The sequence below is a fragment of the Acinetobacter sp. CAU_H_S139_7 genome, from assembly GCF_058599305.1.
In genome coordinates this window covers 115,339-141,436 of sequence record NZ_CM178651.1, presented here as the reverse complement: position 1 = coordinate 141,436, position 26,098 = coordinate 115,339, and the positions used below count along the sequence as shown (strand labels likewise).

Here is a 26,098-nt window from a genome sequence, read left to right as displayed (position 1 = left end):
ACTTCTTAACAATATTCCAAAAAAATTCAACTTAAAAAACAGATTTCAGCTTTTCATTGAGTCCAGACCAAGCACGTCCAACGCGTTTAATCAGAGACAGTTTTTCTCTATCTTCTGGCTCCACTATGGTTTCTTGTGTTTCGCTCTGACTAAACATCAACAAACCTGCGGCAGTGGCATACTGAGAGCGACGCAGTGCGGCAATATTCTGCTCATCTGCTGTCACTTGCACAGGTGGATTACCCAAATGCGCAGACACACCCAACATACGACGGGTCAACGTCACCATACCTTCGATTTGACTGGCATCACCAGTTAACACCACACCATGATACAACCCATGAATCGCACCATTACGCTCTAGCTCTTGGCGAACTTGGCCTAAGATTTCTTCATAACGCGCAATCACGATTTCAGTCAACTCAATACGGCTAATCGTTTGCGGACCATCAATCCCTTGGATCTGAATCATATGGTCTGGTTTAACCGACTTAATGTCGACACACCCATAGAGTAATTTAATTCGCTCAGCTTCTTCAGTGGTGGTTTGTAACACAGCAGCAATATCACGGGTGACATGCTCGCCACCACGCTGCAACGTATGTGTCAACGCCAAACGACCATCCAAATACACCGCAATATTGGTGGTACCTGCACCAATATCCACTAAACAGACGCCATACTCTTTTTCATCTTTGAGTAGGCTCGCTTCTGCCGTTGCCAAACAAGACACCACCAGTTTTTCTACCCCGATGTTCGCGCCTTTTAATGCCCGATCAAGGTTTTGCATGGTACTAATCGGTAACATCATCAACTGATAATGACCAATCATGCTGTGTGCAGACATCCGTATTGGGTTTTGTACCCACTCAGTGGAGTCATCCAGCTCAAAGCCCATTGGAACAGCACTGACCAAATAATGATCCGAGGTCATGTGGCTGGCTTTGGCCAACTCTAATGCACGAACCACTTCACTTGTTGTAATTGTATGGTCAGTATTTTCAACTGGCGTTCGTCCAGAGGCATAAAAGCTTTTTAACTCAGCACTTGGGATCGACACCCACGCGGAATGGACACGGCATTCAGCCATATCTTCTGCTTCTTGCACGGCATTTTTTATCGCTGTAATGACTTTATCAAGACTTACAATTTTTCCTTTATTCATGCCTCGGTTACGAGCAGTTGCCATTCCTATCACTTGGATATTGTCTGGCGCATGTACCTTACCAATCAAAACTGAAACTTTGTGCGTCCCAATGTCAATCGCAACAACTGAGGGAACCGCTTCATTCATTATTTACTACTACCATCACATGTTTGTTTAATTTATGGCTTTATGCCTCTGTTTTAAAGCCAAGTATTATGGCTTTGCTGCTGCTCCACCTGCAATGCTTGTGTCATCAATCGTTACAACAAAATGACCATTTGCTATCTTTGGTGCGGCAGCATTCTTCCATTGGATGGCCAAGCCATTCCGATAACGCAAATCAATGGCAGATACTTTGGCCCAAACTGGCTTCAAATCACTTTGAGCCAAATAACTCAAACGTTGCAGCTTACTCATGGTTTGATCCTGATCTACGATAACACGTAAACCTGAATCGAACTGCATAAACCAAGTCATACGCTCCGTTAAATATAATTCTTTTAAACGGAGATTGACTGGCTGGAATAATTGATTAATTTCATTATAACGGCGCATCATCATTTTAGACTGACTGATTGGGCCGTGTAATAAAGGCAAATTCTGATTATTTTTCGGTGTCACTTCGCTAAATACGTCACCACTGTCACTTAAGAGACGCCCTGTCCCCCAACGTGCAATTGCATGCCGTGGCATGACGCGAACGCGAATCGCATTCGGCCATGCGCGCGAAACCACCACACGATCAACCCAAGCCAGCTCTAAAGTTCGATCACGAATTTCTTCTAAATCTGAGGTGAAATAATTATGAGTAATGGCTGGTGAAACATGTCCCATCACCTGATTTTTTTCCGCCTCAGAACGTACACCTACTATATCAAGTTCGGCCACGCGTGCATCTGTCATGACTTGATATAAGCCATAAATACCAACCAACAGCACCGCCACGGCAACGACCAACATCACCCAACCACCGAAGTTGGCAAGCTTTTCCTTACGCGTCGGTGGTTTATCGTGTATTGAAGTAATCGCTGCGCGTTTACGGCGCATAGAAGCTGGTAATTGCGCCATTTAGTGAGCCGTACCTGTCAGTGTTTGCTCTAAAATTTGGACACAAAGCGCATCAAAGCTATAACCCACTGCATTTGCTGCTTTCGGTACCAAAGAGTGACTGGTCATCCCAGGTACTGTATTCACTTCGAGTAACCAGAAATTGCCTTGCTCATCTTGCATCGCATCAATACGGCCCCAACCACTTGCACCTACCGCTTGGAATGCACGGAGGCAAAGCGCTTGTAACTTTTGCTCTTCTTCAGCACTTAAGCCACACGGAATTCCGTATTCCACATCATTACGTTGATATTTCGCTTCATAATCATAAAAAGCCACATCCGCAGGCGGTTGTAGACGAATCACAGGTAGCGGTTGACCATTTAAAAATGAAATCGTGAATTCACGTCCCGTAATCCATTTTTCAGCCATCACCACAGCATCGTGTTGGGTCGCTTTGGCAATTGCCGCTGCCAAATCTTCTGCTTTTTCGACTTTACTCATGCCGACACTTGAACCTTCGTGTACCGGCTTGATAATCAGTGGAAGACCCAAATTCGCCACTACTTCAGCCAAATCTGACTCTTGGCTAATGATGCGATAGGGCGCTGTCGGTAAGTCTGAACCCTGCCAAACTTGCTTGGTTTTAACTTTATCCATACCAATAGCAGAACCCTGTACGCCTGTTCCAGTATACGGGATGTTGAGCCACTCCAAGACACCTTGGATTTGACCATCTTCCCCACCGCGACCATGCAACACAATAAACGCACGGTCATACCCGACCAATTCCGTCACACTACGCTCTTGCGGGTCAAAAGCTTCTGCATTTACACCCGAACGAACCAATGCTTCAAGTACAGCTGCACCACTATCTAGAGAAACCTCACGCTCAGCAGACTTACCACCAAGCAACACCGCTACTTTGCCGAATTTTGAAGCATTTGACACGTTGATATCCTTAAACTTTATAACTGTTTTATTCATTGAGTAATCACAAAACGTGATTATTTTAAATATAAATGATTGCTTGCAAGCTCAACCGAGATAGCACCCACATTACCTGCGCCTTGCGTCAATAACAAGTCATCCGCTTGTAACACTTTTTTCAACGCATGCTGCAAATTACCTTCGACTGGATCGATCAAAATCGGCTCTACATCGCCACGTAAACGAATACTACGCGCCAATGAACGACTATCTGCCCCCACAATCGGTTTTTCACCCGCAGGATAGACTTCAAGCAGCAACAGCTGATCGACATGTGACAATACATCCACAAAGTCATCGAAACAGTCACGGGTACGGCTAAAACGGTGCGGCTGGAACATCATCACTAAACGACGGTCTGGATGGCTTGCTCGTGCAGCTTTAATGGTCGCTTCGACTTCTTTTGGATGGTGACCATAGTCATCCACCAATTTCACGTTGCCGCCGTCGATGTCAAATTCGCCCTGTACTTGGAAACGACGGCCTACGCCGCTGAAACTTTCTAACGCACGTGCAATCGCAGCATCAGATACCCCTTCATCGGTTGCAATACCGATTGCTGCAAGCGCATTTAAAATATTATGTAAACCCGGCAAATTGATGGTTAAACGTAAAGGCTCACGATCTTTACGCAATACGGTAAAGTGCGACTGCATGCCTTCTTGTTCAATATCCACTGCACGAATGTCATTGTCTTCGTTAAAACCATACGTGATCAATGGACGACCAATACGCGGCATGATTTCACGAATGTTGGCATCATCGCCACACACCACAGCCAAGCCGTAAAACGGTAGTTTTTGTAAGAACTGTACAAAGGTATCTTTTAGGACATCAAAGCTACCACCGTAGGTGTCCATGTGGTCTGCATCAATATTGGTCACGATGGTGGCCATTGGTTGCAAATGCAAGAATGAAGCATCTGATTCATCTGCCTCTGCCACGATAAAACGACTCGCGCCCAGTGCTGCATTCACACCAGTACGATTCAGCAAACCGCCAATCACATAAGTTGGGTCGAGATTTTCTTCTGCCAACATACACGTGACAAGGCTAGTGGTCGTGGTTTTACCATGCGTTCCCGCAACAGCAATCCCATGACGGTAGCGCATCAGCTCACCCAGCATTTCTGCACGGCGCACCACAGGTGTACGCGTTTCAATGGCTGCTTTAATTTCTGGGTTTTCTGCATCAATTGCAGTCGACACCACAATCACGTTTGCCCCTTGAATATTTTCAGCGGTATGCCCGATATAGACTTTGATGCCGTTTTCTTCAAGCTGAGCCGTGGTTTTTGATGCTTTGATATCTGAACCTGAGACTTTGTAGCCTTGGTTCTTGAGCACTTCAGCAATACCACACATACCCGCACCACCAATCCCAATAAAATGGATGTGCTTAATACGGCGCATTTCTGGCACTTTAATTAACTTTTTTGCTTGATCAGCAGGCGTAGATGGCGACATAAAATACTCGGTTTACAATGCTTGAATTAAACGAACCACATGTTGGGTTGCATCGGGTTGTGCTTGCTGACGTGCTTTCACTGCCATTTCAGACAATAACTGACGGTTCATCAAGGGTAATAATAATGCTTTTAAACTTTCGGATGTCATACTTGCTTGTGGGCAAATTTTGGCTGCACCGATATTGGCTAAAAACTTTGCATTAGCCGTTTGGTGATCATCCACTGCACTCGGCAGCGGAACAAACACAGCAGCCACGCCAGCAGTGGCAATCTCAGTCACGGTTAAAGCCCCAGCACGGCAAATAATTAAATCAGCATCACTATAGGCTTGGGCCATATCTTCAATAAAAGGTTGAACCTCAACTTGAAGTTGTTCAGGAGCATCGGCATAACGCGCCTGGGTCGCCTCTGCATGGTTTTGACCACACTGATGATAAACGCTTAACGGCACATTCAATTGCTTCAATGCTTCAGGAACACGCTCATTTAACGCTTGTGCACCTAATGAACCACCCACAATTAAGACCCGCAGTGGCAGACCTGCTTTTTCACGTTCTTGATAACGCCAAGACGGATTTAAAATTTCCGCAATCTCTTTGCGGACGGGATTACCCGTGGTCACAATTTTATCTTGTGCAGCAAAGGTGTTTGGAAAAGCTTGACACACTGTTTTGGCAATACGTGATAACTGCGTATTGGTAAAACCCGCAATCGCATTCTGCTCATGAATAATCACAGGAATACCCAATGCGCGCGCAGCCAATCCACCAGGCCCAGCGACATACCCCCCAAAGCCCGCGACGGCATCGACTTTGAGCTGCTTCATGTAACGCATTGCACTTAAAGTGGCTTTTAAAATTTTAAAGGGTGCCAATACTTTGCGGACTAAGCCATTGCCGCGCACACCTTGAATATCAATTTGATAAATTGGGATATCATGATTTTTAAGCAGGCGATTTTCCATACCTGTAGGCGTAGCAAGCCACGAGACTTGGCAGCCTTGTTGCTGTAATTCCTTAGCCACAGCAAGTGCTGGAAAAACATGCCCGCCCGTTCCGGCAGCCATCATCATTACATGTTTCGGCTTTGTTTGTGTTGCTTCGGTCACAGTCTAATTCTTCAATTCTAAAAATATGGAAACAAAATTCAATTTTAAGCGATCAATTGTAATCACAAACGCATAGCCGCGAAAGATTATTTACTTTTTTTCAACAGGCATTTGATTGTTTTTTTCTACTGATTTTCAAGTTTAAACTAGATTTGTTATCAGATGTGCATTTTTACTCAAACTACAGCACACAATCAGGCTCGACAGCGCAATTGGCTATATTTAAAATTAAAACCAGGAAGGTGATTGGAATCAATTATTTAATACAATTCTAAAGCCCAATTCGCGTCATTTTAGCGCCTAGAAATACAATCTGAGTGCATACATTTGAGTAGGATGAAAATTTGTAGTGTCTGGCAACATAATCCGCTTTATTTTCAACCAAATTGATACACTTTGCAGCAAAGCACAGCTCTATTTCAAAACCGACCACAACCATGAAAGAAAAAAGGAACCATTTCAGGTTCCTTTTCTGTCGTTTTAGCTGGCTTTGCCTGCTTCCAAGACATCAAATAAATCATCGGCAATCGAGGTACCAAATTGCGCATCAATCTCACGAATACAGGTTGGACTGGTGACATTAATCTCGGTCACATAATTGCCAATCACATCAAGTCCGACAAAAACCAAACCTTTTTCACGTAAGAAGGGTCCCACTTTTGCAGCAATCGCCTTGTCGTTTTCAGTCAAAGGACGTCCTTGACCCAAACCACCTGCGGCCAAATTCCCACGGACTTCGCCGTTTTGTGGAATACGCGCCAAACAGTACGGAATAGGTTCACCATTGACCAGCAAGATACGTTTATCCCCTTCCACAATTTCAGGAATATAACGCTGCGCCATAATCGGACGTGTGCCCATTTCCGTCAACATTTCCAAAGTTGAGCCAATGTTCACACCATCTTGATATAAACGGAAAATTCCCATACCACCCATCCCATCGAGAGGCTTCACAATCACATCACCATGTTCTTTGATAAATTCACGGATCAGGCTTTGTTGTGAAGTCACTAATGTAGGGACTTGGAGTTCGGGGAACTGCGTGGCAAACAGTTTTTCATTACAGTCACGTAAGGACTGTGGTTTATTGATAATCCACGCGCCTTCACGTTCCGCTTGTTCCAAGATATAGGTGGTGTAGACAAAGTTCATGTCGAATGGTGGATCTTTACGCATCAAGATCACATCGTAATCGGCCAAGGACTCTTTTTGCTGTTCACCCAACTCAAAATAATGATCGTAGTCTTCAAACACTTTTAAGGGAGAAATCAGACCAAAGGCTTTACCTTGATCGATATATAAATCGTGTTGTAATGCATAACCCAGTTCATGTCCGCGACGGCTTGCTGCCCATAACATGGCCATGGTGGAATCTTTTTTTAGATTCACCGTTTCAATCGGGTCCATCACTACCAGTACACGCATAATTCTCACGCTCATATTTTTTAAACTTGGCAAAAAGTATAGCGAAGTTTTCAAGTTTGGGTATAACTAGTTGTGTAATAATTAAAGATTAAAAAATCCATTTTATTCAAATAACTACAACACATTGTAGTAACAAATCAAATGCTAACTGCTCAATTCAACAAAGGAAAGTATGTATCCATTACCACGCGGCAGCTCCTTTCCACACCTTCTCTATTAAGCCAAAAGACGTTGAATATCCTTGGCAATTTTTTCAGGTTTAACAATCGGCGCATAGCGTTTCACCACCTGCCCTTTTTGGTTAATGAGAAATTTGGTGAAATTCCATTTGATGCTTTGACTACCTAAAATGCCTTTAGCTTCAGTGGTTAAATACTGATACAGCGGATGCGCTGTAGGCCCATTCACGTCGACCTTGGCAAACATTGGGAAAGAGACTCCATAGTTACGCTGGCAAAAGCTGCCGATCTCTTCATTACTCGCAGGGTCTTGCTGCGCAAATTGGTTACAAGGAAAACCTAAGATCAGCAGGCCTTGCTGTTGATAGTCCTGATATAACTTTTCCAAGCCTTCAAATTGCGGGGTTAAACCACATTGGCTAGCGGTATTCACCACCAATAAAACCTTGCCTTGATAATCGGCCAGATTTTTTTGCTCGCCTTCTAACAGTTCGGCCTGAAAATCATAAATTGTGTTCATTACATCGCTTCCATTTATCAAAATGTCATTAATTAAAGTCGCTTCAAGCACTGAATCGACCTCATTCGCAAAACAATATCGCACACAATTAACTTGTGCACAATATTATTATGTACAATACACTTTTACCCCTATTTCATTTATACTGCTTTACAGACATTAACACCCAAGGACATGCAATATGGCGGACACCCCACTTTTAGAAAACCGCGTGTGTTTTGCCATGTATTCCGCAACCAATGCCATGGTTCGTCAATACCGTCCACGCTTACAGGTTTACGATCTGACCTATCCTCAATTTATTGTTTTGTTGGCTTTATACGAGCAGGACAATGTGACGCTGACCGAGATTGGACAAAAAACCTTTTTTGACTCAGGCACCTTAACCCCGATTATTAAAAAACTAGAAGAAAAACAGTTTTTAAAGCGTGTTGCTGTCAAAGAAGATGAACGTATGAAAAAAGTCGTTCTGCTGGAAAAAGCACTCTTAGCCAAAGATAAAATTATAGGCATTCCATTTGAGCTAGCGTGTTCTTTAGGTCTAGATCCCGATGATTTGGTAGCCATCCATCAATTGTGTCAACGTTTTTTGAATGGCTTAGAACAGCCTCAACACGATAGTCGAGATACTTAAGTGCAACAAGCGATTGTCGGTTTTCATCTCGATGAAGAACATCATTGGGTGGCGGAGCTTGCCTGTGGCCACACACAACATGTCCGCCATACGCCACCGTGGCAAAACCGTCCTTGGGTACAAACTGAGCAAGGACGCCAAGAAAAAATAGGCGTTCTTTTAAGCTGTAAAAAATGCATGGAAAATCCACAAAAATAATTCTTTTACATTTTCTTCAAATTTTAATGCTTATTTATCAATTTTTTATAAAAATTAACAAGCCTGTACAGCTGAACTTTTCAACCCAGTAAAACCATGTAGAAAAAATGAATATTACCGTAAGTCTTGTTCATTTTTTGTAAATGATTATACTTCTCATTTTTATTGGCAATTCACTCTCTCCGAGCCTTAAATCATGATGAAATTTTCACCACAGCCGCTTTGTGGTTCTAACCTATTCAAATATAGCCTTCTCAGCTTTATGATTTTAAATGCGCATGCAGCTTATGCGGATGAAGCAACGCTACAAAATAATGAGAACCCCTCCTCTCAAGCGATGACAAACAAATCGGGCACAGCAGCAGTTTTGCCCACCTTAAAAATTGAGGCAATGAGTGAACTTGATCCAATCAAAAGCTATATTGATTACGATCAGGCCAATGTCACACGGAATGGTTTAAAGAAAAAAGATATTCCTCAAACCATCGACACCATTGATGTACAGAAATATAAAATCTATGGCTCTAACGACCTCAGTGTGATGCTACAAGGCACACCAGGGGTATCCACCAGCTACGATATGCGCGGTGATGGCATTACCCTCCGTGGTTTCTCTGCCGACTCGGGTGATATTTACCGTGATGGTATCCGTGAAAGTGGCCAAGTGCGTCGTAGTACAGCCAATATTGAACGGATCGAAATTTTAAAAGGCCCTGCCTCGGTGTTATACGGGCGTAGTGCAGGCGGTGGTGTGGTCAATATGGTGAGTAAATACGCCAACTTTGACTCGAAAAGCTCAGTCGGTAATTACGTAGGCTCATATGATAACTACGGTGCAACCGCAGATATTAACCAAGTCTTAAATGACAACTGGGCTGTCCGTTTAACAGGTGAATACGGTGAAGCGGATAGTTTCCGCTCAAGCATCAACAGTAAAATTGAGATGATCTCGCCAAGTTTCACTTATAAAAATGATGATGAAACCCTTACGTGGACCACACAATATACCTATGACAAATTAGGTCGAGTACCTGACCGTGGTCCAAGTTATAGTGTTTTACCTGCTGGCACATCGATTAAAACGAGTTTTGCACAAAAAGGTGATTACGTTGATGATGTACTACAAGTCATTCGTTCAGATTTAAATTACGAGTTTGCACCGAATTGGAAATTCCATTGGGCAACCAGTTACCGCCAAGCAGATCAAGACTTTGATCATTTTTATGGTGGTACCTACTGTGCTTCGAATGAAACCACTAGTAATGGTGAAAGTAGTAAAGCGGGTGCCGGTTTTACCCCTGTAGATCAACGTCGCTGCTATAACAATGTCGGAAAAATTTCGCAAAACTATTACTGGCAGCAAACATCTAATCGAACCACCACCAATACGTGGGATATTACAGGTGAGTTTGATACGGGCGCTATTAAACATAATCTTTTAGTGGGTACCGATTGGACCTATGAACAAAGAGAGCCGAAACTTTCTAATAAAAACGCCAATGGCAGTCGAATTGATGGTTTTTATGACCCAATTACAGGTCAATTAACACAGAATAATCGTGATAACGGTGCTAAAACCATTACTCAGCATAATTATAATGAAGGCACAAGCTACGGCTTTTTCATTCAAGACTTAATTAGTTTTAATGAATATTTCAAAGTAATGCTTGGTGCACGTTATGATTATTACGATACATCAACCACCAATAAATTATTAGCTTCTTCCGACATCAATTACCATCGTAGTATCAATGACGAAAGCTTTAGCCCCAACATTGGTTTCATTTGGCAACCCACAGATCAACACAGCTTCTATGCTTCATACAATAAAAGCTTTGCACCGTTTGGTGGGCGTGTAGGTGTCAGTGTTGTATCCGCAAATACCAATCTGAATACCTTTGATTCAGAACCTCAATATAATGAGCAATATGAAATTGGGGTTAAGAGTGATTGGTTAGACCAACGCTTAAACACACAACTTTCAGTTTATGACATTCGTAAAAAGAATATTCGTTATCAACCTGATGCCAAAGAACAACCTTTCCTTTGGTCCGTAGGTGGTGAACATCAAGCCAAAGGTTTAGAGTTCAGCTTCATCGGTCGTGTACTGGACAACTTATTTGTCCGTGGTGGTTATGGTTATACGGATACTGAAGTGAAAAAAGATAAGGAAAAACCAGAGAATGTAGGAAATGTATTAGCAAATACCTCTAAAAATACAGGCAACTTATTTGTCCGCTACTTACCTACCGAAAAACTTTATGGTGAAGTTGGCGTAACGTATGTCGGCTCTTACTATCCAAACATCAATAACTTGACCAAGATGGATGGTTTCAATCGTGTCGATGCAGCCATTGGTTATAGTGCTGACCCATGGAACCTGACTTTAGCTGTCAGCAACTTGACCAATAAAGAATACTGGCGTTCGGACTCTATGCCTGGTACACCACGCAGCTTCCTCATGCGTTTGAACTACCAGTTCTAAACCCCTTTAGTTAAAACGCCATCTCAAGCGGAACAGATCACTGTTCCGCTTTTTTATGCTTAGCAAGGGATGACTAAGCCAATCAATGCTGGCTTTGAACCTTTTGTTATAAAGCGCAAGAAACGGATTTTCAGGCTTCGCTGGATTTGTTACTGTTTTCTTAAGTTAAATGATTTCCGTGAGTCATCATGACAAAACATAGTAACTATGCACGTGTGGCAAAGGCGATTGAATACATTGAACAAAATTTCAAACAGCAACCCAGTTTGACTGAGATTGCAGGACACGTGCATTTAAGTCCTACACATTTTCAGCGTATCTTTAGCGAATGGGCAGGCATTAGCCCGAAGAAATTTCTGCAATATATTAGTGTGGAATATGCAAAGTCGGTTTTGAAGAATCACACAGAAAATAATATTTTTGCAGCAACTTTTGACACTGGCCTTTCCAGTACCAGCCGATTGCATGATTTATTTGTCCAAATCGAGGGTATGACACCCGCAGAATATAAACATAGTGGTGAAGCACTCCACATTCACTATAGCTTTGCCGAGACCATTTTTGGCTCCGTCATTATTGCCTCGACCCCTAAAGGGATTTGTCATATGGCCTTTACCGAAGCAGATCGGGATGCATTGGCCTATCTGAAAAAACAGTTCCCACGTGCGACATTTATTGAAGATCAGGATGAATTACAACGCAAAGCACTCGCAATTTTTCAGCACGATCAAAACAGCTTATCAGAGATTAAACTGCATCTGAAAGGTACCGACTTTCAGCTCAAGGTTTGGCAAAGTCTGCTTAAAATTCCCATGGGGCAGCTCAGCAGTTATGCACATATTGCTCAAGAGATTGGGCAAAAGCGTGCTTCACGAGCGGTCGGAACAGCCATTGGCAGCAACCCCGTTGCCTTTTTAATTCCATGCCATCGGGTCATTCAGTCTTCAGGGCAACGTGGTAATTATATGTGGGGAACAACACGTAAAACCGCGATGATTGGCTGGGAAGGTGCGCATAGCCAAACACCAACTGAAAAAGAAAGCGAATAAAAAAGGAAGCCGAAGCTTCCCTTTTTTGTTTCAATGCTTAGACGCCATATTTCACGCGATAGGCTTCCATTTTTGCTAAAGCTTCTGTCTCACCTTTAGCCTCTAAATAATTCATCAAATCTTTCATGGTCACCAATGCATGCACAGGAATTTCCAATTCTTTTTGGACTTCTTGAATCGCAGACAGTTCACCTTGACCTTTTTCTTGGCGGTCTAATGCCACCAACACACCTGCAATCTGCGCACCTGCATTTTTCAAAATGGTGACTACTTCACGGATCGCTGTGCCCGCAGTAATCACATCATCAATAATCCAGACTTTTTTGCCTGTAACGGATGCACCAACCAAGACCCCGCCTTCACCATGATCTTTGGCTTCTTTGCGGTTAAAACCCCAAGGCACACTTACCCCATGATTTTGTGACAAAGCCACTGCTGTTGCAGCAACAAAAGGAATCCCTTTGTACGCAGGACCAAAGACCACCTCAACATTGTTGCATTCTGTCAGTTTGGCTGCATAGCCAGACGCCAGTAATGACAAGGCTTCACCGTCATTAAGTAGACCGGCATTAAAAAAATAAGGACTCACACGACCCGATTTTAAAGTAAACTCACCAAATTTAAGCACGCCACGTGATAATGCGAGTTCGATAAAAGCTTGAGGGTTAAATGTCGCTTGCGTTGTCATGCGGTGCTCCGTATTTTCAAATTGAGGTAAGACTTGCGCATGATACCAAAGAGTAGCTATCCAAGTGATCAAAAAATTTTACGTGTGGTTTCAATTAACGTAAATGGTCTACGTTCTGCAGAAAAAAAAGGGATTTTTGATTGGATTGCCACATCAGATGCTGATGTGATTTGCATGCAAGAATCTCGCATCACCCACGAACAATGGACCGATAAATTTAAACCTGAAGGTTGGCATACTCACCTGTTCCCTGCTGAACGTCCAGGGTATGCTGGCACTGCTATTTATAGCCGTTTACCATTTGTTTCAGTCACTGATGGGCTTGGTTTTGAATTGGCCGATTCTCAAGGCCGCTTTATTTCGGCTGAGTTTGACTTAGGCTTAGACCAAAACGTGCATATTTGTTCACTCTATTTACCATCGGGCTCTTCTGGCGAAGAAGCACAAGTACGTAAAGATCACTTCTTAGAAGAATACAAACAAATTTTGAAACAATGGCGCGATGAAAATAAATCCGTGATTGTCTGTGGTGACTACAACATCGTGCATAAACGCATCGACATTAAAAACTGGTCAGGCAATCAAAAAGCCTCAGGCTGCTTACCGCACGAACGCGCTTGGCTCGATCATATTTATGATGAACTTGGCTATGTCGATACTTTCCGTGAAGTACGTCCAGAAGCTGAGATTTATTCGTGGTGGTCAAACCGTGGACAGGCCCGTGCGAAGAACGTGGGCTGGCGCATTGACTATCAAGCTTGCTCACCTGACTGGAAAGCCCGTACAGTCAATGCTTGGGTCTATAAAGAAACATGGTTTAGCGACCATGCACCTGTCATTATTGACTACAAAATCTAGAAAAATGTAAGCATTTAGCTCATATTCAGCGAACAAATGTTTACTGAATATGCGTTTTTAACCTACATTATCTGCCGTTTTTTGAGTCTTTTTCTGATCAATCAATCAGTGCATTATGTTTCCACGGCAAAGGGACGATGTCAGGATGACAGCACAAGGACAGGACGCCGTAGGATGAAATTAAAACGAACTATGGATATAGTTGGTTTTCAAGGATGTGACAATGGACGTTGTAATGAGACCCGCATGATCAGGATGATTAAATGCGGGTTTTCTCTTTTTTAGTCTCTGCCTTTTTAATGCTTCTTCTTTTTATATTCTATTTTTCTTTGATTTAATTCTAAATCGCTTTTATGACAAAACGATGACGCTGTTGGCTTAAATCGCGACACTAGAGCTGCTCTGCTTTTTCCGTTACTCTAAACCCAGCTTAAAATTCAAAAGGGTGTTCCATGTTAAATGTGTATGGCATTAAAAATTGTAATTCAATGAAAAAAGCATTCGACCTACTGAATGAGTTAGGTTTAGCGTATGAGTTTCATGATTATAAAAAACAAGGCATTGATGCTGCGACTGTCAAAACATGGCTCGATCAGATTGGGGCAGATGTGGTCCTGAATAAAAAAGGCACCACTTGGCGTAAGTTGACTGAAGCAGAACAAGACACTGCTTTAGCTTCAGAGCAAGGACTGATTGATGCCCTCACGACCCATCACAGTCTCATTAAGCGCCCCGTGATTGCAACGCCCGATGGTTTTATTGTGGGTTTCAATGAAGATGCAATTCGTGCCCTAAAGGCATAACAAAAACAAAAAAGCCGAGCAATTGCTCGGCTTTTTTTGTTGGATGAGATTAGTTCGCGCGAATCCAAGTTTGGTTACGGCCAAGTGCAGCCACGCCAATATAACCACGAAGCTCTAGTTTTTTACCACCAGCAGCAATGTTGCCTTTTAATTTATAGGTTTTACCGGTTTGCGGATCTAAAATTGATCCACCGTCATAGCTTGTACCACCCGCGTTTTTCAGACCATGTACAATCGTTAAACCTTTCAACGATTTGTTTTTGTATGGGCCTTCACACTTGGTACAGGCATTTTCTTCACCTGGCGTCAAAATACCTTGAATACTCGCAGTTAAAGTTCCATTTTTTTGCTCAGTGAATTTAACCAAGGCTTTTGCTTGTTTAGTTTTGTCATCAATCGTTTTCCAAACAGTGCCATTCAGCGGATCTGCTGCATGAGCTAGAGCGGTTAATCCTAGTACGCTTAACGCAAGTGCAATTTTTTTCATTTTTGTCATTTCCCTAGTCTAGTATAGACGACTATCATTATTAAAAAGTCACAACAATTTTTCAATTTTTCAATGTGACCAATTAGTGTAACCTTGTAAATTATGTTGGTAAATACACAAACTCAAGGTAAAACAAATAACAAAATGGAATAACTATGAAGATTGCCGATCCATGGAAACAAATCATTACAGAGCAGTTTTTAAAAACCACGATTCGAACCCCAAGTCGCTTTAGTCTCCCACCCAGTAGTCAGCGTTTTCTTCTTGAACAAATGTGTCGTGCATTTCCGCTCAATAAATCGATTCGCATTCGTCCTCTACGTCTTGCAGGCCTGCGTGCGGAAGAGTTAAAACCTGAAACTGAAGCCACTCAGCTCATTTTGCATATTCATGGTGGAGCTTTCTTTTTAGGTTCAATGAATACCCACCGTGCGTTTGTCTCAGACCTTGCAGCCAGTACACAAATGCAAGTCATTCACCTTGACTATCCGTTGTCACCCGAACACCCCTATCCTGAAGCCATTGATGCGCTGTTTGATGTTTATCTGCTGTTATTGGAGCAAGGTATACAGGCCAAAGATATTATTTTATCGGGGGATTCATGTGGTGCAAATTTAGCGCTAGCCTTGGCGCTGCGAATTCGTGATGAGCAATGTCCTCAAGTCAGTGGACTAATTCTACTTTCGCCGTTTTTGGATTTAAGCTTAACCAGTGAGTCTATTCGCTATAACAGCAAGCTCGATGCACTATTATCCATCGAAGCCCTTGAAACAGGCATCGACTATTATGTCCCAGAGCAAATTGACCCAGCGGACCCGCTCATTTCACCTTTATTTGATGATTTAGCAGACCTCCCGCCAACCCTTGTACAAGTCGGTTCAAAAGAAATTCTCTTGGACGATGCCCAGCGGTTTAGAGATAAAGCGACCAAGGCAGGTGTAGATGTGACATTTAAACTATACACAGGCATGTGGCATAACTTTCAAATGTTTAATGCATGGTTTCCAGAAGCTAAAATGGCGTTGCATGACATCGCAACGTTTGCTCAAGCGCTCGACCAAGACTAAACAAGTTCGCATAAAAAAAGGTCAGCTTAACGCTGACCAAATGAGGAATCATGGAACTACAGTTATTGTTTAAATCGCTTGCACCTGCGCTAGAGCTGCTGCAATGGCTTTGTCTTTCAGCTCTGGGCCCATATTCACGCCTTCAGCACGAATGATTTCAACATCGGTCACACCAGTAAAATTAAAGACAGTTTTTAAGAAGCCTTCTTGGAAGTCAACAGGACTATTTTCACCATAGACACCTCCACGACTACTGGCAATATAGGCTTTCTTGTCACCAGCCAAACCAACAGGGCCATTTTCCGTATATTTAAAGGTACGACCTGCAACACTAATGCGATCAATCCATGCTTTTAAAGTCGAAGTAATCCCGAAGTTATACATCGCCGCACCAATCACCACAACGTCCGCATCTAAGTACTGTTGAATAATACGTTCGCCCAAAGCCGATTGTTCTGCATTTTGACCCATTAAAATTTCTGCGTCTAAATGTGGAATCGGTTGCGTTGCCAAGTCCAAATATTCAACCTCAACTTGCGCATGCTTTTCGCTGAGTTGCGAAACAATGGCTTGGCTCAACTGACGAGATACAGAGGCATCCGCCATAATACTTGAATCGATGTGTAAAACTTTCATGGGATGTTCCCGCATAATCTTTATTGAATAGCTGCATCTTAAAAGAATCCCGCTCTTAGAATAATTGGTTTATTTAAAACACTATGTTGCAAAAATAGAACACTTTTTCCTTTTTATAGGGATATTTTTTCTATGATTTTAGATGCTATCTTTAGATTCAATTTTAAGAATTAATTACACTATTTAAATTTAAAAGAATATGAAAGTAGAGGATAAAAAGATTGAATGAATTCACTAGCCTCCAGCTCTAAAAAATTAAATAAAAATAAACTTTCTCATTATCTACTTGAAGAGGAAGTCATCATGAATTGGAGCACCTTGAAAAAGTGCATTCTGATGTTGGTTTTGGCTTGCATTATTCATGTTGCTTGGCTCGGTTGGGATAGCTTTATCCTACTGAACCCGCAATATTGGCAGGTGGTCAATCTCGATATTGTACGCATCTAATTTGTACTGAACTCTATCTTTTTACTGACCTTGTCAGGACTGATTTATCCCTGCTATGTCCTACATGATCGCGTATGGGTGCAGCGTTTTTTACCCTATGTCGCGATCGGCATTTTTGTCATTTCTCTTTGCCAAGACAGCTATTTCGTCGGCGTATTAAGCCCAATGACTATGATTACCTACATGTGCTTGCTGACCGTGGGCTTAGTCCTGTTTAAACGCAAAATCATTTATATCATGCTGATTCTCGCAACCAGCTTTTTGGTCTTCTCAGGCTATCTCAGTTTTATAGATGTCATGCCCTACTCTCCACTTTTCACCATTAACGGCAAGCTGTTTTATAATGGGTTTTGGTTATTTTCAATGCTGTATTTCATTGCCCCTATTCTTGTCACTTGTCTGATTTTATTTGAAATCTTACTCAGCCAATGGCGGCATCGTGAGCGACTGATTCAACATTTAAGTCAGACCGACCCACTCACCAACGCCTTGAAACGCCGCAGTATTAACCAAAGCTTAGATGAGTTGCATCATGATAAAAATTGCCCCTATGCCATCGTGCTTTTAGACCTCGACCACTTTAAAAATATCAATGATCAATTTGGACATCATATGGGAGATACGGTTCTGATTGCCGTAAGTCAAAAATTAGGCCTTCATTTGCGTGAAAGTGATGTAGTGGGCCGTTTTGGGGGTGAAGAATTTATACTCATTTTAAAGCAGTCCTCTGCTCTTAAAGCTCGTCAAATCGCGGAACGTTGCCGTGCAGCCATTGAAGATTTAGTGATTCAAAATGAAAATGGACGTGCAATTCGCATTACTGCCAGTTTCGGCATTGCCCTAGCGGCGGATAAATTGAAACCGCAACAGCTTTTGGATCAAGCAGACAAAGCACTCTATGCCGCTAAAGCCAGTGGACGTAATCAAATCAAATGCTATTTAGAAATCAATCCCAGTGAGATCAAATATAGCGCCGCATGTGCAGACACACAGCATATTTCACCTAACTAAACGGCTTCTGCCCGTGCCGCGTCGACCCATTGTTTAACCGCAGGATGCTGCATGATGTGTTGCATATACTGCTGGCTGCGTTCGGCTACAGGTAGTGCATAACTCTTGAAACGCATCACTACAGGGGCATAGAAGGCATCGGCTATAGAAAAATCACCAAATAAAAAGGTATGCTCATCCGAACGCTGTGCCCAAATTTGTTCAATTCGTTCGACATCTGCTCTTAATTCAGCATGCTGCGCCCACAAAGCTTGACCCTCAGCTATGCTGTACTGCGCTTGAATATTCATGGGGCACAATTGGCGTAGTGCCATAAAACTACTGTGCATCTCACAACTGATACTCCGTGCTTGTGCTCTCAAATGGGTCAGCTTGGGCCACAGGGCTAAATCTGGATTTTGCTCGACCAAATATTCACAGATGGCTAAAGAATCCCAAATTTTAAATTCGCCCACATCCAATACGGGCACTTTGGCATTGGCATGAATGAGGGACAGTTGCTCTTTAAAACTGGGATTTGTCGCATCAAAGCGAACCAGTACCTCTTCAAAATCGATGTTAAATGCAGTCAAGACCAGCCATGCTCGCATCGACCAACTGGAGTAATTTTTATTGGCAATATATAAACGTTGCATCCCCCGCTCTCCTTCAGGTTAAAAACGTTGTAATTGAGCTAGCAGTTCAGCCTCAGTAAATGCACCCGTTAAACGTAAACCACGAATTTCTTGTTGTGAGGCATCTAAGAATAAATAGGTCGGTGGTCCTAAAATATCCCACTGGTTTAAAAGCACTTGATGGGTTGCATCGTAATGACTCAAATCCAATTTAATCAAATAATATGGCGCAAGCGCTTGCTGTACCTTTGCAGACTTTAATATACGGTGTTCGATTGGCTGACAAGCAACACACCAATCCGCATAGACATCGACAATAATCTTTTGACCTTTTGGTGCTTGTGCCAAGAGCTGCTTAAACTCCGTTGCCGTCGCTGCCACATGCCAACGCGCAGATGCAGCCACTGGCGCTTCAAAGAAACGCTGACTCTGCTGATATTGGCTATAGGCAATGTACGTCCCGCCAATGACTAGAGCCACGATGTACAGCATACGCAACTGAGTTTTATGCCACATCAAACGATACAACACATAAATAATAAAGCTCAAGCCTAGCAGCAGACTCAGTGCTTGCATCCATGTTTCAGAAAGCAAAGGACGCACAAAATACAGCGCCAAAGCCAACATGATGAAAGCAAAGAATACCCGAACCTGATTCATCCACAGCCCAGCACGAGGCAATACCTTAGCACCCAGTACGCTTGCCAATAACAATGGTGTCCCCATACCAAAGCCTAAGGTGAACAACAAAATTGCCCCTTGCCACTGACTTTGTGTTTGCGAAATAAACAGTAAAGCGCCTGCCAAAGGTGCCGTCATACACGGTCCAACTAACAGCGCAGAGATCATGCCCATAATCGCAGCACTGATCAGGCTTCCACCCTTTTGCATAGACTGGATATGATCAAGTTTATTCACCACGGCTTGCGGCAGTTTAAGTTCAAACAAACCAAATAGATTGAGCGCGAATAAAACAAAAAGAATGCTAAAAGCAATCAGGGTGGATGGCTGTTGTAACCAACGCTGGAAGTTCAAACCTGCTGATGAGGCCACCAAGCCCAAAATGGCATAGACCATAGCCATACTGCACACAAAGACCAAGGCAATCATCCATGCTTTCAGGCCTTTGCTATCGCGAATAATTAAAGAAGTTAAAATCGGCAACATCGGCAAAGAACACGGCGTAAACGCGAGTAATATCCCAAGGCCAAAGAACAGTAATAAACCATAAGCCAATGAGCTTTGGGCTAACTCTTCAGACCAAATTTGGTCTTGCGCAGCCATCATATCAGAAGCTGTTGCGGCGGGTTCAGCAGTGACCGTTGGGTTGATCGGCTCAAATTGCGGATTCGACTGCGCGGCTAAATCTAACAGTCGTTTTGACCCACCTGCTTGGTCTTGTAGGCTGACCAAGCCATTGACATCAGTTTTAAACTCAATGCTTTGCGGTGGATAGCAAATACGATCTTTAGCGCAGCCTTGCCAAGTCACCTTATAAGTTTGCGAAGCTTGTGTATCTAAATCAAATTGCACTTGTTGATAATAAACTTGGGTGTGTCCATAGTTTTCATCATACAGATCATGCGCAGGAGGTAGCTCAAGCTTGAGCAGCTGACCCGCCTGTTGCACTTCAAATTTGTGCTGATACAGATAATACTGTTCAGGGATATTCCAGTGCAGTTGAGCGGTATGCTCAGTCGTGGATTCCACTGTAAATGGAAAAGCATCTTCAGCTGAAAGGAGTGGAGTTTCCGCATGAACGTTTAGAATACTGGCCCAGATACACAGATTGATGATCAATACTGACAGCGCCAGATACCACGTTTTGCCGCTCATCCCCTGTTTCAGATGAAGATGCTTTTTCATAATATGTTCTTTTTTCTAATTAAAATAAGTATGAAACACCAAGACCTGAATAATAACTTTTATTTGAACCATTTAAGTCAACACCAACACTTGCGTCCAACTGCATCCGATTATTCACCGCATACATGACACCTGTACCGAGCGCATATTCATTGTCTTGACTTTCTGCTTTACGATAAACCAATTCAGAAAAACCGCTGAGTTTATCGGTAAATTGATATTCTAAAGTCGGAATCGCAGAAATGGCCCAATCACTATTTTGCACTTCATAACGCATGGTAATGGATGTCGACACGAGGTCGCTATAATCGTATGCCACCACAGATGACAGGCTATAAATATCATCTTCATTGGTGAAACCATCATTACCTGTGGCCATAATCGCTTCAGCCAGTACCGCCATACTCAAGCGTTCATCATCCAAGGGAATCGCAGCTTTTACACCGACACTGACATCACCCAAACCGTCTGTTTCAGACTTGTGGCCGGCCACTTTCACTTGTTGCCAAGAAGGTCCAGCCCAACCCAATTGCAATTCGATGTTTTCAGCTAAACCTGTGCGCAATAACATATCTGCATTTAAGCTGGTAGTTTTGACTTTTTCACCATCAGCCGTGGTCGATTCAGCATAGTGCGCATTGGCCAAGCCCTGCTCCCAAGCCAACTGCCCCACAGGCGTAATCCCTGTCCCTATGCCCGAACCTGGGCGGTCAAAGGAAAAATCTGCAGCCATCGCATTCATACTGAATCCAGCGGCTACACATAAACCTAAATGTTTTAATTGCATCATGATGATCTCGCTGTTTAAGCTAATTCTTTTGTCATTTTTGCACCATGCTGACGAAGCAACTCTAAAGTTTGCTTTTCTTCAGCCAATGCTTCGGCCCAATTAATTTCGTCAAACTCACAATCAAAGAATAAATCGCTAATGGAGGATAAAATGGTTAAGCCATCTTCATCTTTGGTGTTTGGATCGACTTTTTCGTCCAATAAACGTTTGACCGCTGGCGCACATGCAGCACTTGCCGCATCCCAAAGTGGGCCATAAATTTCTTCTGTATCCCACAAATGCAAGTTTGCTTTGCCATGAATCAGTTGTTCTAAAATATCTAAATGTACCGTTAGAGTTTGTTGTTTTTCTTGTTCTGACAGTGGTGCACCTGCTTCATACGCTTCGCAAATCGCTTCCCACCATTTGAATAAGCCGTCTGACCAAACAGAAATCACAGGTCCTTTTTCAGGATCGATAAAATTGAGACTTAACCCATCGGTCAATAGACGTTGAACTTGTTGAAGATCTAATTCTTCAAGTGCTTGCACGAAAGCTTGTTGTTGCGCGGTTAACATGGAGATGACGCTCTTCAATTCAGTTTATTCTATTATGCCGAATAAACGGGACATTTGTTATCCGTAATGTTGGATAAAAGTGAGTGCCCAGCATTAAAAAAGCCCCTGATTGAGGGGCTTTTTTTAAATTCGGTGAGGTTTAATCTTCCTCATCATCAACTAGGCCATCATCCTGATCTGCATATACAGGTTGGCCAGCACGTGGTTTATCATTTTTTTCAAAGGTATGTTCTAAACTACGTTTAAGGCGATCGATCGCGCCATGAATCGCAGTATCGACATTATGACCTTTATGATTTACAACCACGGGTTTTAAACCTGCTGGACGCGCTTCAATCATACATTGAATGTCGTCATCTCCGCCTTTATGGCTATTGGCATCACTTAGATGCACTGAAAAGTGGGTAATGCGCTCACTGTGACGTTGAAATTCTTGATTCAGCTCTTCGCGTATATAACTAATTAAACGGTCACTATTTTGAATGTTTTTATCTGTACGGATTTCTATGTTCATAAAATAACATCCTCTCTCTTTCTTTATTCGACTCTTTTTTTGTACGAAGATTTTTATCTCTTGGCACACTTGTAACTTACTGTTTTAACAGTATTCGACCATCTTCAATTGCTTTGGAATGTAATCTCCATCGATTGAATGATGAACACTTTTGAGTCTGCAGATCTGTGTCCTTCTCCTTTGAATATCGGGCCTAACTGAAAATTATGCAAGTGATATTTTTAAAAAAATATGAAAAGGATACTTATTGTGACAAGCCCTTACTTACATGGCTAAAAACAGATGGATTTGATTCCATCTTCTAACTATTCACGTGACTTCATTGGCTAGAATGAACAAAAAAATCTAATGATTATGACAACTTCAATTACGGCAGGAATGACTCCAAACATCGACCATTCATTCTTTGCAAACATCCCCCAATAAGTGCAAACTCTGTTGCATTCTATGATTCTCTCGAGCAGTATCATGTCGATATTGCTAAATTTATTATTCAATCACTTAACATTTTTCCATGAAAATCCATATCAAATTAAGTGTCATGCCTGAAAGGAAACATTAAACCATTTGGTAAAAAAGTATAAAAAATGGCTCATTTTGATATCTATTTTCCATGACATTCGTCAAATTTGGCTTTATTTTTGCTTAATAATCGGTATCCTGTATCCGATTTTTTGGGGAAATATTCATGAAACTGACTCAACTTGCTGCTTTCTTAGCATTATCTTCTGCTGCGGCAATCTCTCAAGCTGCGCCAATTTGGCAAGACTTTAGCATCACTGGTTTATATGGTGAAAACTACAAATCACCGTTCGAAACTGAAGACGAAAAGCTTGAGCAAACAACCATTACTGCAGAATACGCAGCGGGCTTCAAATATGGCGATTTCTTCGCTTTCGCTGACCGTACCAACAACGATGCTGATGGCAATGGAACTTACTTTGAAGTTGCACCACGTTTCAGCTTAGGTGCAATGACAGGAACTAAACTTGAGCTTGGCCCAGTTAAAGATGTGCTAGTTGCAACGACATGGGAAGGCGGTGAAGGTTTCAATAACTACCTCTATGGTATTGGTTTTGCCTTAAACGTGCCATATACACAGTATGCAAACATCAACTTCTACAAAGCAGATAACGACCTGACTGATGATGATTATCAAATGACCATCAACTATGCAGTACCGTTCAAACTTGGTTCTGAAGACTTTTTAGTTGATGCCTTCCTTGACTGGTCAACAGGTGAAAATGCAAATCATGCAAGCGAGTTAAACTGGACTAGTCAGTATAAATGGAATGTAGGTAAACACATTTCTCCAGATACACGCCTTTACGTAGGTATCGAGCACTCAGTTTGGAATAACAAATACGGCTATAAAGGCGTTGACCAAAATGACGTAAGTGCGTTAATTAAATACCACTTCTAATTCACTTTTGTGAATATCCAAAAGCAAGACTTCTGTCTTGCTTTTTTTTATGTAAAAGCAGCATGATAACCCTCCCAACGCATACAACCTTGACTTCATGTCTTTTCTCATTCGTCCGGCTACTGAACACGATCTGCCCGAGATCCAAAATATTTATAATGCAGAAGTCTTACATGGCATGGCCACTTGGAATGAACATGCCTATGATTTAGCACATTTCCAAAAACAACTACTACACTTTCAACAAAACCAATTTCCATTTTGCGTGGTGGAAGACCAAGAAACGCAGGCCATTGCAGGTTTTGCAGACTATGCCACTTTTCGCAATTTTTCAGGCTATCGTTATACCGTTGAGCACTCGATTTATATTTCACCCAACTATGCCCGTCAGGGCTTAGGTCAACAGCTTTTAGCCTATTTGATTGAACAAGCAAAAATGCAGCACATGCATGTCATGGTTGCAGGAATAGACCACGCCAATTTGGCATCAATTGCTTTGCATGAAAAGTTTGGCTTTGTACAAACTGGCTATATGCCCCAAGTCGGACAGAAGTTTGGGCAATGGCGTGATCTGGTGTTGATGCAACTGCTGTTAAATCAGTGAGATTGGCGTTAGATTGTCACTGGTGACGCTGATCACGGCATAGGTATGCTTGGCCGCATGTTCATAAAAGTTTCTGAGCTGAGCAAAGATTAAACTCAACTCAGCAAATTGCAATTCAATCGATTCGCTCTGGATGCCATGTTCCTGTTCTAAGCGTTTCAAACATGTGGTTTGCATATGTTTTTTAAAGTCATCGATAGCCAGTTTTTCTAAAGCCTCTTGGACTTCAACGACACGAACCGCGGTGTTATAACGTACCTCTGTAAGTTGTTTTTGGCGCTCTGCCAAGTGATGCTCGGCTTGTACACTCAAAGCAAGTAATGAAGTGCCAGACTTAAAACTGCCTTGCAATAAGGTCTGTAAGATTTTCCAGTTTTTACCTAAAAGCAGATGCGACTCGATGTGCTCCGAATTCAGCACATCGTCGATAGAAATAGATTCTAAAATCAATGTTTCCAAAGCATTGGGGCGAATACTTAATAATAATGTGTCCATATGGCAGCTCTTATTTTGTTGTTGCTTTGCATTAGCTTAACGCGTCTAAAAGCAGATCGCTCAATCAATTTGTATGAGTAATTTTTCAGTTTCCATCATCTCTCTATCTTGAATAATAATTCCGAGCCCCTAAAGATTGTCCCTTTACTTCGAATAGCTCCCTATGTTTTATTCAAAGCATAACGAAAATGGAATCAAATTATGCTTAAGTATCCATTCTTGATTGGACTTTTGACTGTAAGCACACTCGCTTCAGCAGACGATACCTTTGAACAAGAACTTCGCCAAGGTTGTGCTAAAGTCAAAAGCTCTGCCAACTCTGGTAAGAAATTTTATGATCAAAAACAATATCAAAAAGCGTTAGAGCAATTTCAGTATCAGGCGACGTGGTCTTCTTTTTGTTTAATGAATCAACCTGAAAGTGGTGTATCCCTCACTGAACGTGATGTCGAAATTGCCAACAACAATGTCGGTTTAAGTTATAGCAAGTTGGGAAAACCGCTTTGGGCTAGAGCATGGTTTTTGCGTGATGCTGAGTCTAAATCCAGTCAATTTAATTTAAAGCAACTGCCACCCCCTAAACAATCAGCAACACTGGCAGGCAAATATGTACAGTATGCAGGTTTTGGGCAGTGGAATCAGATTGAGGTAAAACCGCTTAAAAATGTGTATAAAATTGAATTTCATGGTCTTTATATGGGACTACGCAGTCTCATCTACGGACCCAATATTGGCGAATTTGAAACCACCATGCCGCTCAATCGAACTCAAGCGCAATATCAGGTCGACGACTGTAAAATTAATTTAAAGTTCGCCTTCGATCCCAAAATGGGACACACCATCCGTGTCAGCGAAACCAATAACATGAGCTGTGGTTTTGGGCACAATATTTCAGCAGACGGTTTATTTCTAAAAGTAGACTAAGATCGCGATACAATATTCAAGATTTTCATTATTCTCCCCCCTCTCCCTTGGGAAGAGGGGGGAG

26 protein-coding genes and 2 pseudogenes are annotated in these 26,098 nt (G+C 42.3%); 12 read left to right on the top strand and 16 right to left on the bottom strand.

Annotated elements, in window-relative coordinates; translation table 11 throughout:
• Nucleotides 1-31: 31 nt before the first annotated feature.
• The 7 genes from ftsA to AC4MC0_RS00635 form a co-directional block, all read right to left on the bottom strand.
• Complete coding sequence (gene ftsA / locus AC4MC0_RS00665; protein WP_491887213.1) at nt 32-1,294, bottom strand: cell division protein FtsA; 1,263 nt, start codon at nt 1,292-1,294, stop codon at nt 32-34.
• A gap of 66 nt (nt 1,295-1,360) precedes the next feature.
• Nucleotides 1,361-2,215 carry a cell division protein FtsQ/DivIB gene (locus AC4MC0_RS00660; RefSeq protein ID WP_004978279.1) on the bottom strand — a complete coding sequence of 285 codons (855 nt, stop codon included), beginning with the start codon at nt 2,213-2,215 and terminating at the stop codon, nt 1,361-1,363.
• Nucleotides 2,216-3,145 (bottom strand): D-alanine--D-alanine ligase, encoded by a 930-nt coding sequence (locus AC4MC0_RS00655; RefSeq protein ID WP_125273740.1) that lies wholly within the window; start codon nt 3,143-3,145, stop codon nt 2,216-2,218. It abuts the gene before it with no gap.
• Between the two features lie 56 nt (nt 3,146-3,201).
• Nucleotides 3,202-4,650, bottom strand: coding sequence for a UDP-N-acetylmuramate--L-alanine ligase (gene murC / locus AC4MC0_RS00650; protein ID WP_005401502.1), 1,449 nt, complete (start codon nt 4,648-4,650; stop codon nt 3,202-3,204).
• 12 nt (nt 4,651-4,662) lie between these two features.
• A complete protein-coding gene (gene murG / locus AC4MC0_RS00645; protein WP_491887498.1) occupies nt 4,663-5,724 on the bottom strand; it encodes an undecaprenyldiphospho-muramoylpentapeptide beta-N-acetylglucosaminyltransferase in 1,062 nt (353 codons plus the stop codon).
• Nucleotides 5,725-6,240: 516 nt separating this feature from the next.
• Nucleotides 6,241-7,185, bottom strand: a complete 945-nt coding sequence (gene gshB / locus AC4MC0_RS00640) for a glutathione synthase (protein WP_491887497.1) — start codon at nt 7,183-7,185, stop codon at nt 6,241-6,243.
• A gap of 216 nt (nt 7,186-7,401) precedes the next feature.
• Nucleotides 7,402-7,884 (bottom strand): glutathione peroxidase, encoded by a 483-nt coding sequence (locus tag AC4MC0_RS00635; protein WP_148825321.1) that lies wholly within the window; start codon nt 7,882-7,884, stop codon nt 7,402-7,404.
• A 181-nt stretch (nt 7,885-8,065) separates the two neighbouring features.
• Here AC4MC0_RS00635 and AC4MC0_RS00630 point away from each other — a divergent pair, with 181 nt between their 5' ends.
• The 4 genes from AC4MC0_RS00630 to AC4MC0_RS00615 all read left to right on the top strand — a co-directional run bounded on the left by AC4MC0_RS00630 (nt 8,066) and on the right by AC4MC0_RS00615 (nt 12,250).
• On the top strand, nt 8,066-8,518 hold the full coding sequence (locus AC4MC0_RS00630) for a MarR family winged helix-turn-helix transcriptional regulator (RefSeq protein WP_491887212.1): 453 nt from the start codon (nt 8,066-8,068) through the stop codon (nt 8,516-8,518).
• Nucleotides 8,519-8,716, top strand: coding sequence for a DUF3565 domain-containing protein (locus AC4MC0_RS00625; protein ID WP_005401500.1), 198 nt, complete (start codon nt 8,519-8,521; stop codon nt 8,714-8,716).
• A gap of 196 nt (nt 8,717-8,912) precedes the next feature.
• Nucleotides 8,913-11,201 (top strand): TonB-dependent receptor, encoded by a 2,289-nt coding sequence (locus AC4MC0_RS00620; protein WP_491887211.1) that lies wholly within the window; start codon nt 8,913-8,915, stop codon nt 11,199-11,201.
• Between the two features lie 188 nt (nt 11,202-11,389).
• On the top strand, nt 11,390-12,250 hold the full coding sequence (locus AC4MC0_RS00615) for a methylated-DNA--[protein]-cysteine S-methyltransferase (RefSeq protein WP_491887210.1): 861 nt from the start codon (nt 11,390-11,392) through the stop codon (nt 12,248-12,250).
• A gap of 37 nt (nt 12,251-12,287) precedes the next feature.
• Here the strand turns inward: AC4MC0_RS00615 and pyrE are convergent, their stop codons facing one another.
• Nucleotides 12,288-12,938 (bottom strand): orotate phosphoribosyltransferase, encoded by a 651-nt coding sequence (gene pyrE, locus AC4MC0_RS00610; protein ID WP_078388306.1) that lies wholly within the window; start codon nt 12,936-12,938, stop codon nt 12,288-12,290.
• Between the two features lie 39 nt (nt 12,939-12,977).
• Between pyrE and AC4MC0_RS00605 the strand changes: the two genes are divergently transcribed.
• Together AC4MC0_RS00605 and AC4MC0_RS00600 are read left to right on the top strand one after the other, a co-directional pair.
• On the top strand, nt 12,978-13,796 hold the full coding sequence (locus tag AC4MC0_RS00605) for an exodeoxyribonuclease III (protein WP_078425101.1): 819 nt from the start codon (nt 12,978-12,980) through the stop codon (nt 13,794-13,796).
• A gap of 452 nt (nt 13,797-14,248) precedes the next feature.
• Entirely contained in the window at nt 14,249-14,599 is a 351-nt protein-coding gene (locus tag AC4MC0_RS00600) for a Spx/MgsR family RNA polymerase-binding regulatory protein (RefSeq protein ID WP_078425102.1), read from the top strand.
• A gap of 49 nt (nt 14,600-14,648) precedes the next feature.
• Here AC4MC0_RS00600 and AC4MC0_RS00595 read toward each other — a convergent pair whose 3' ends face one another.
• On the bottom strand, nt 14,649-15,086 hold the full coding sequence (locus tag AC4MC0_RS00595; RefSeq protein ID WP_058951520.1) for a DUF2147 domain-containing protein: 438 nt from the start codon (nt 15,084-15,086) through the stop codon (nt 14,649-14,651).
• Between the two features lie 155 nt (nt 15,087-15,241).
• On the opposite strand from AC4MC0_RS00595, the gene AC4MC0_RS00590 reads away from it, so the two are divergent.
• Nucleotides 15,242-16,153 (top strand): alpha/beta hydrolase, encoded by a 912-nt coding sequence (locus AC4MC0_RS00590; protein ID WP_094148492.1) that lies wholly within the window; start codon nt 15,242-15,244, stop codon nt 16,151-16,153.
• 69 nt (nt 16,154-16,222) lie between these two features.
• On the opposite strand, the gene AC4MC0_RS00585 is transcribed toward AC4MC0_RS00590, so the two are convergent.
• Nucleotides 16,223-16,789 carry an FMN-dependent NADH-azoreductase gene (locus AC4MC0_RS00585; protein ID WP_039890677.1) on the bottom strand — a complete coding sequence of 189 codons (567 nt, stop codon included), beginning with the start codon at nt 16,787-16,789 and terminating at the stop codon, nt 16,223-16,225.
• A gap of 225 nt (nt 16,790-17,014) precedes the next feature.
• Between AC4MC0_RS00585 and AC4MC0_RS00580 the strand changes: the two are divergent.
• Nucleotides 17,015-18,247: pseudogene (locus AC4MC0_RS00580) on the top strand (GGDEF domain-containing protein).
• Here AC4MC0_RS00580 and AC4MC0_RS00575 read toward each other — a convergent pair.
• From AC4MC0_RS00575 to AC4MC0_RS00555, 5 genes are all read right to left on the bottom strand, one after another.
• A complete protein-coding gene (locus AC4MC0_RS00575) occupies nt 18,244-18,882 on the bottom strand; it encodes a glutathione S-transferase family protein (RefSeq protein WP_078388303.1) in 639 nt (212 codons plus the stop codon). The pseudogene AC4MC0_RS00580 and the gene AC4MC0_RS00575 sit on opposite strands and share 4 nt — an antisense overlap.
• A gap of 18 nt (nt 18,883-18,900) precedes the next feature.
• Nucleotides 18,901-20,727 carry a protein-disulfide reductase DsbD gene (gene dsbD, locus AC4MC0_RS00570; RefSeq protein ID WP_491887209.1) on the bottom strand — a complete coding sequence of 609 codons (1,827 nt, stop codon included), beginning with the start codon at nt 20,725-20,727 and terminating at the stop codon, nt 18,901-18,903.
• 19 nt (nt 20,728-20,746) lie between these two features.
• Nucleotides 20,747-21,517 (bottom strand): transporter, encoded by a 771-nt coding sequence (locus tag AC4MC0_RS00565; protein ID WP_491887208.1) that lies wholly within the window; start codon nt 21,515-21,517, stop codon nt 20,747-20,749.
• A 14-nt stretch (nt 21,518-21,531) separates the two neighbouring features.
• On the bottom strand, nt 21,532-22,074 hold the full coding sequence (locus AC4MC0_RS00560; protein ID WP_491887207.1) for an ankyrin repeat domain-containing protein: 543 nt from the start codon (nt 22,072-22,074) through the stop codon (nt 21,532-21,534).
• Between the two features lie 139 nt (nt 22,075-22,213).
• On the bottom strand, nt 22,214-22,588 hold the full coding sequence (locus tag AC4MC0_RS00555) for an HPF/RaiA family ribosome-associated protein (RefSeq protein ID WP_004691760.1): 375 nt from the start codon (nt 22,586-22,588) through the stop codon (nt 22,214-22,216).
• A gap of 330 nt (nt 22,589-22,918) precedes the next feature.
• Here AC4MC0_RS00555 and AC4MC0_RS00550 point away from each other — a divergent pair.
• From AC4MC0_RS00550 to AC4MC0_RS00540, 3 genes and pseudogenes are all read left to right on the top strand, one after another.
• A pseudogene (locus AC4MC0_RS00550) lies at nt 22,919-23,137 on the top strand (hypothetical protein); the annotation flags it as partial.
• 139 nt (nt 23,138-23,276) lie between these two features.
• Nucleotides 23,277-24,011 (top strand): outer membrane protein OmpK, encoded by a 735-nt coding sequence (locus tag AC4MC0_RS00545; RefSeq protein WP_094148410.1) that lies wholly within the window; start codon nt 23,277-23,279, stop codon nt 24,009-24,011.
• Between the two features lie 97 nt (nt 24,012-24,108).
• Entirely contained in the window at nt 24,109-24,615 is a 507-nt protein-coding gene (locus tag AC4MC0_RS00540) for a GNAT family N-acetyltransferase (RefSeq protein ID WP_078425110.1), read from the top strand.
• On the opposite strand, the gene AC4MC0_RS00535 is transcribed toward AC4MC0_RS00540, so the two are convergent.
• The gene (locus AC4MC0_RS00535) at nt 24,604-25,110 is read right to left on the bottom strand and encodes a DUF1877 family protein (protein ID WP_291391066.1); all 507 of its coding nucleotides are present in this window, start codon (nt 25,108-25,110) and stop codon (nt 24,604-24,606) included. The two genes, AC4MC0_RS00540 and AC4MC0_RS00535, sit on opposite strands and share 12 nt — an antisense overlap.
• 201 nt (nt 25,111-25,311) lie before the next feature.
• Between AC4MC0_RS00535 and AC4MC0_RS00530 the strand changes: the two genes are divergently transcribed.
• The gene (locus AC4MC0_RS00530; protein ID WP_333654275.1) at nt 25,312-26,034 is read left to right on the top strand and encodes a hypothetical protein; all 723 of its coding nucleotides are present in this window, start codon (nt 25,312-25,314) and stop codon (nt 26,032-26,034) included.
• The last annotated feature ends 64 nt before the right edge of the window (nt 26,035-26,098 follow it).

Excerpts from the sequence above, each read along its gene's own strand:
- AC4MC0_RS00535 (WP_291391066.1), bottom strand. The coding sequence starts at position 25,110 with ATGGACACATTATTATTAAGTATTCGCCCCAATGCTTTGGAAACATTG.
- AC4MC0_RS00540 (WP_078425110.1), top strand. The coding sequence starts at position 24,109 with ATGTCTTTTCTCATTCGTCCGGCTACTGAACACGATCTGCCCGAGATC.
- AC4MC0_RS00545 (WP_094148410.1), top strand. The coding sequence starts at position 23,277 with ATGAAACTGACTCAACTTGCTGCTTTCTTAGCATTATCTTCTGCTGCG.
- murG (WP_491887498.1), bottom strand. The coding sequence starts at position 5,724 with ATGATGATGGCTGCCGGAACGGGCGGGCATGTTTTTCCAGCACTTGCT.
- AC4MC0_RS00630 (WP_491887212.1), top strand. The coding sequence starts at position 8,066 with ATGGCGGACACCCCACTTTTAGAAAACCGCGTGTGTTTTGCCATGTAT.
- pyrE (WP_078388306.1), bottom strand. The coding sequence starts at position 12,938 with ATGACAACGCAAGCGACATTTAACCCTCAAGCTTTTATCGAACTCGCA.
- AC4MC0_RS00620 (WP_491887211.1), top strand. The coding sequence starts at position 8,913 with ATGATGAAATTTTCACCACAGCCGCTTTGTGGTTCTAACCTATTCAAA.
- AC4MC0_RS00530 (WP_333654275.1), top strand. The coding sequence starts at position 25,312 with ATGCTTAAGTATCCATTCTTGATTGGACTTTTGACTGTAAGCACACTC.
- gshB (WP_491887497.1), bottom strand. The coding sequence starts at position 7,185 with ATGCGTGTACTGGTAGTGATGGACCCGATTGAAACGGTGAATCTAAAA.
- AC4MC0_RS00605 (WP_078425101.1), top strand. The coding sequence starts at position 12,978 with ATGATACCAAAGAGTAGCTATCCAAGTGATCAAAAAATTTTACGTGTG.
- ftsA (WP_491887213.1), bottom strand. The coding sequence starts at position 1,294 with ATGAATGAAGCGGTTCCCTCAGTTGTTGCGATTGACATTGGGACGCAC.
- AC4MC0_RS00560 (WP_491887207.1), bottom strand. The coding sequence starts at position 22,074 with ATGTTAACCGCGCAACAACAAGCTTTCGTGCAAGCACTTGAAGAATTA.
- AC4MC0_RS00595 (WP_058951520.1), bottom strand. The coding sequence starts at position 15,086 with ATGAAAAAAATTGCACTTGCGTTAAGCGTACTAGGATTAACCGCTCTA.
- dsbD (WP_491887209.1), bottom strand. The coding sequence starts at position 20,727 with ATGAAAAAGCATCTTCATCTGAAACAGGGGATGAGCGGCAAAACGTGG.
- AC4MC0_RS00615 (WP_491887210.1), top strand. The coding sequence starts at position 11,390 with ATGACAAAACATAGTAACTATGCACGTGTGGCAAAGGCGATTGAATAC.
- AC4MC0_RS00635 (WP_148825321.1), bottom strand. The coding sequence starts at position 7,884 with ATGAACACAATTTATGATTTTCAGGCCGAACTGTTAGAAGGCGAGCAA.
- AC4MC0_RS00585 (WP_039890677.1), bottom strand. The coding sequence starts at position 16,789 with ATGAAAGTTTTACACATCGATTCAAGTATTATGGCGGATGCCTCTGTA.
- AC4MC0_RS00565 (WP_491887208.1), bottom strand. The coding sequence starts at position 21,517 with ATGATGCAATTAAAACATTTAGGTTTATGTGTAGCCGCTGGATTCAGT.
- AC4MC0_RS00600 (WP_078425102.1), top strand. The coding sequence starts at position 14,249 with ATGTTAAATGTGTATGGCATTAAAAATTGTAATTCAATGAAAAAAGCA.
- murC (WP_005401502.1), bottom strand. The coding sequence starts at position 4,650 with ATGTCGCCATCTACGCCTGCTGATCAAGCAAAAAAGTTAATTAAAGTG.
- AC4MC0_RS00555 (WP_004691760.1), bottom strand. The coding sequence starts at position 22,588 with ATGAACATAGAAATCCGTACAGATAAAAACATTCAAAATAGTGACCGT.
- AC4MC0_RS00575 (WP_078388303.1), bottom strand. The coding sequence starts at position 18,882 with ATGCAACGTTTATATATTGCCAATAAAAATTACTCCAGTTGGTCGATG.
- AC4MC0_RS00590 (WP_094148492.1), top strand. The coding sequence starts at position 15,242 with ATGAAGATTGCCGATCCATGGAAACAAATCATTACAGAGCAGTTTTTA.
- AC4MC0_RS00660 (WP_004978279.1), bottom strand. The coding sequence starts at position 2,215 with ATGGCGCAATTACCAGCTTCTATGCGCCGTAAACGCGCAGCGATTACT.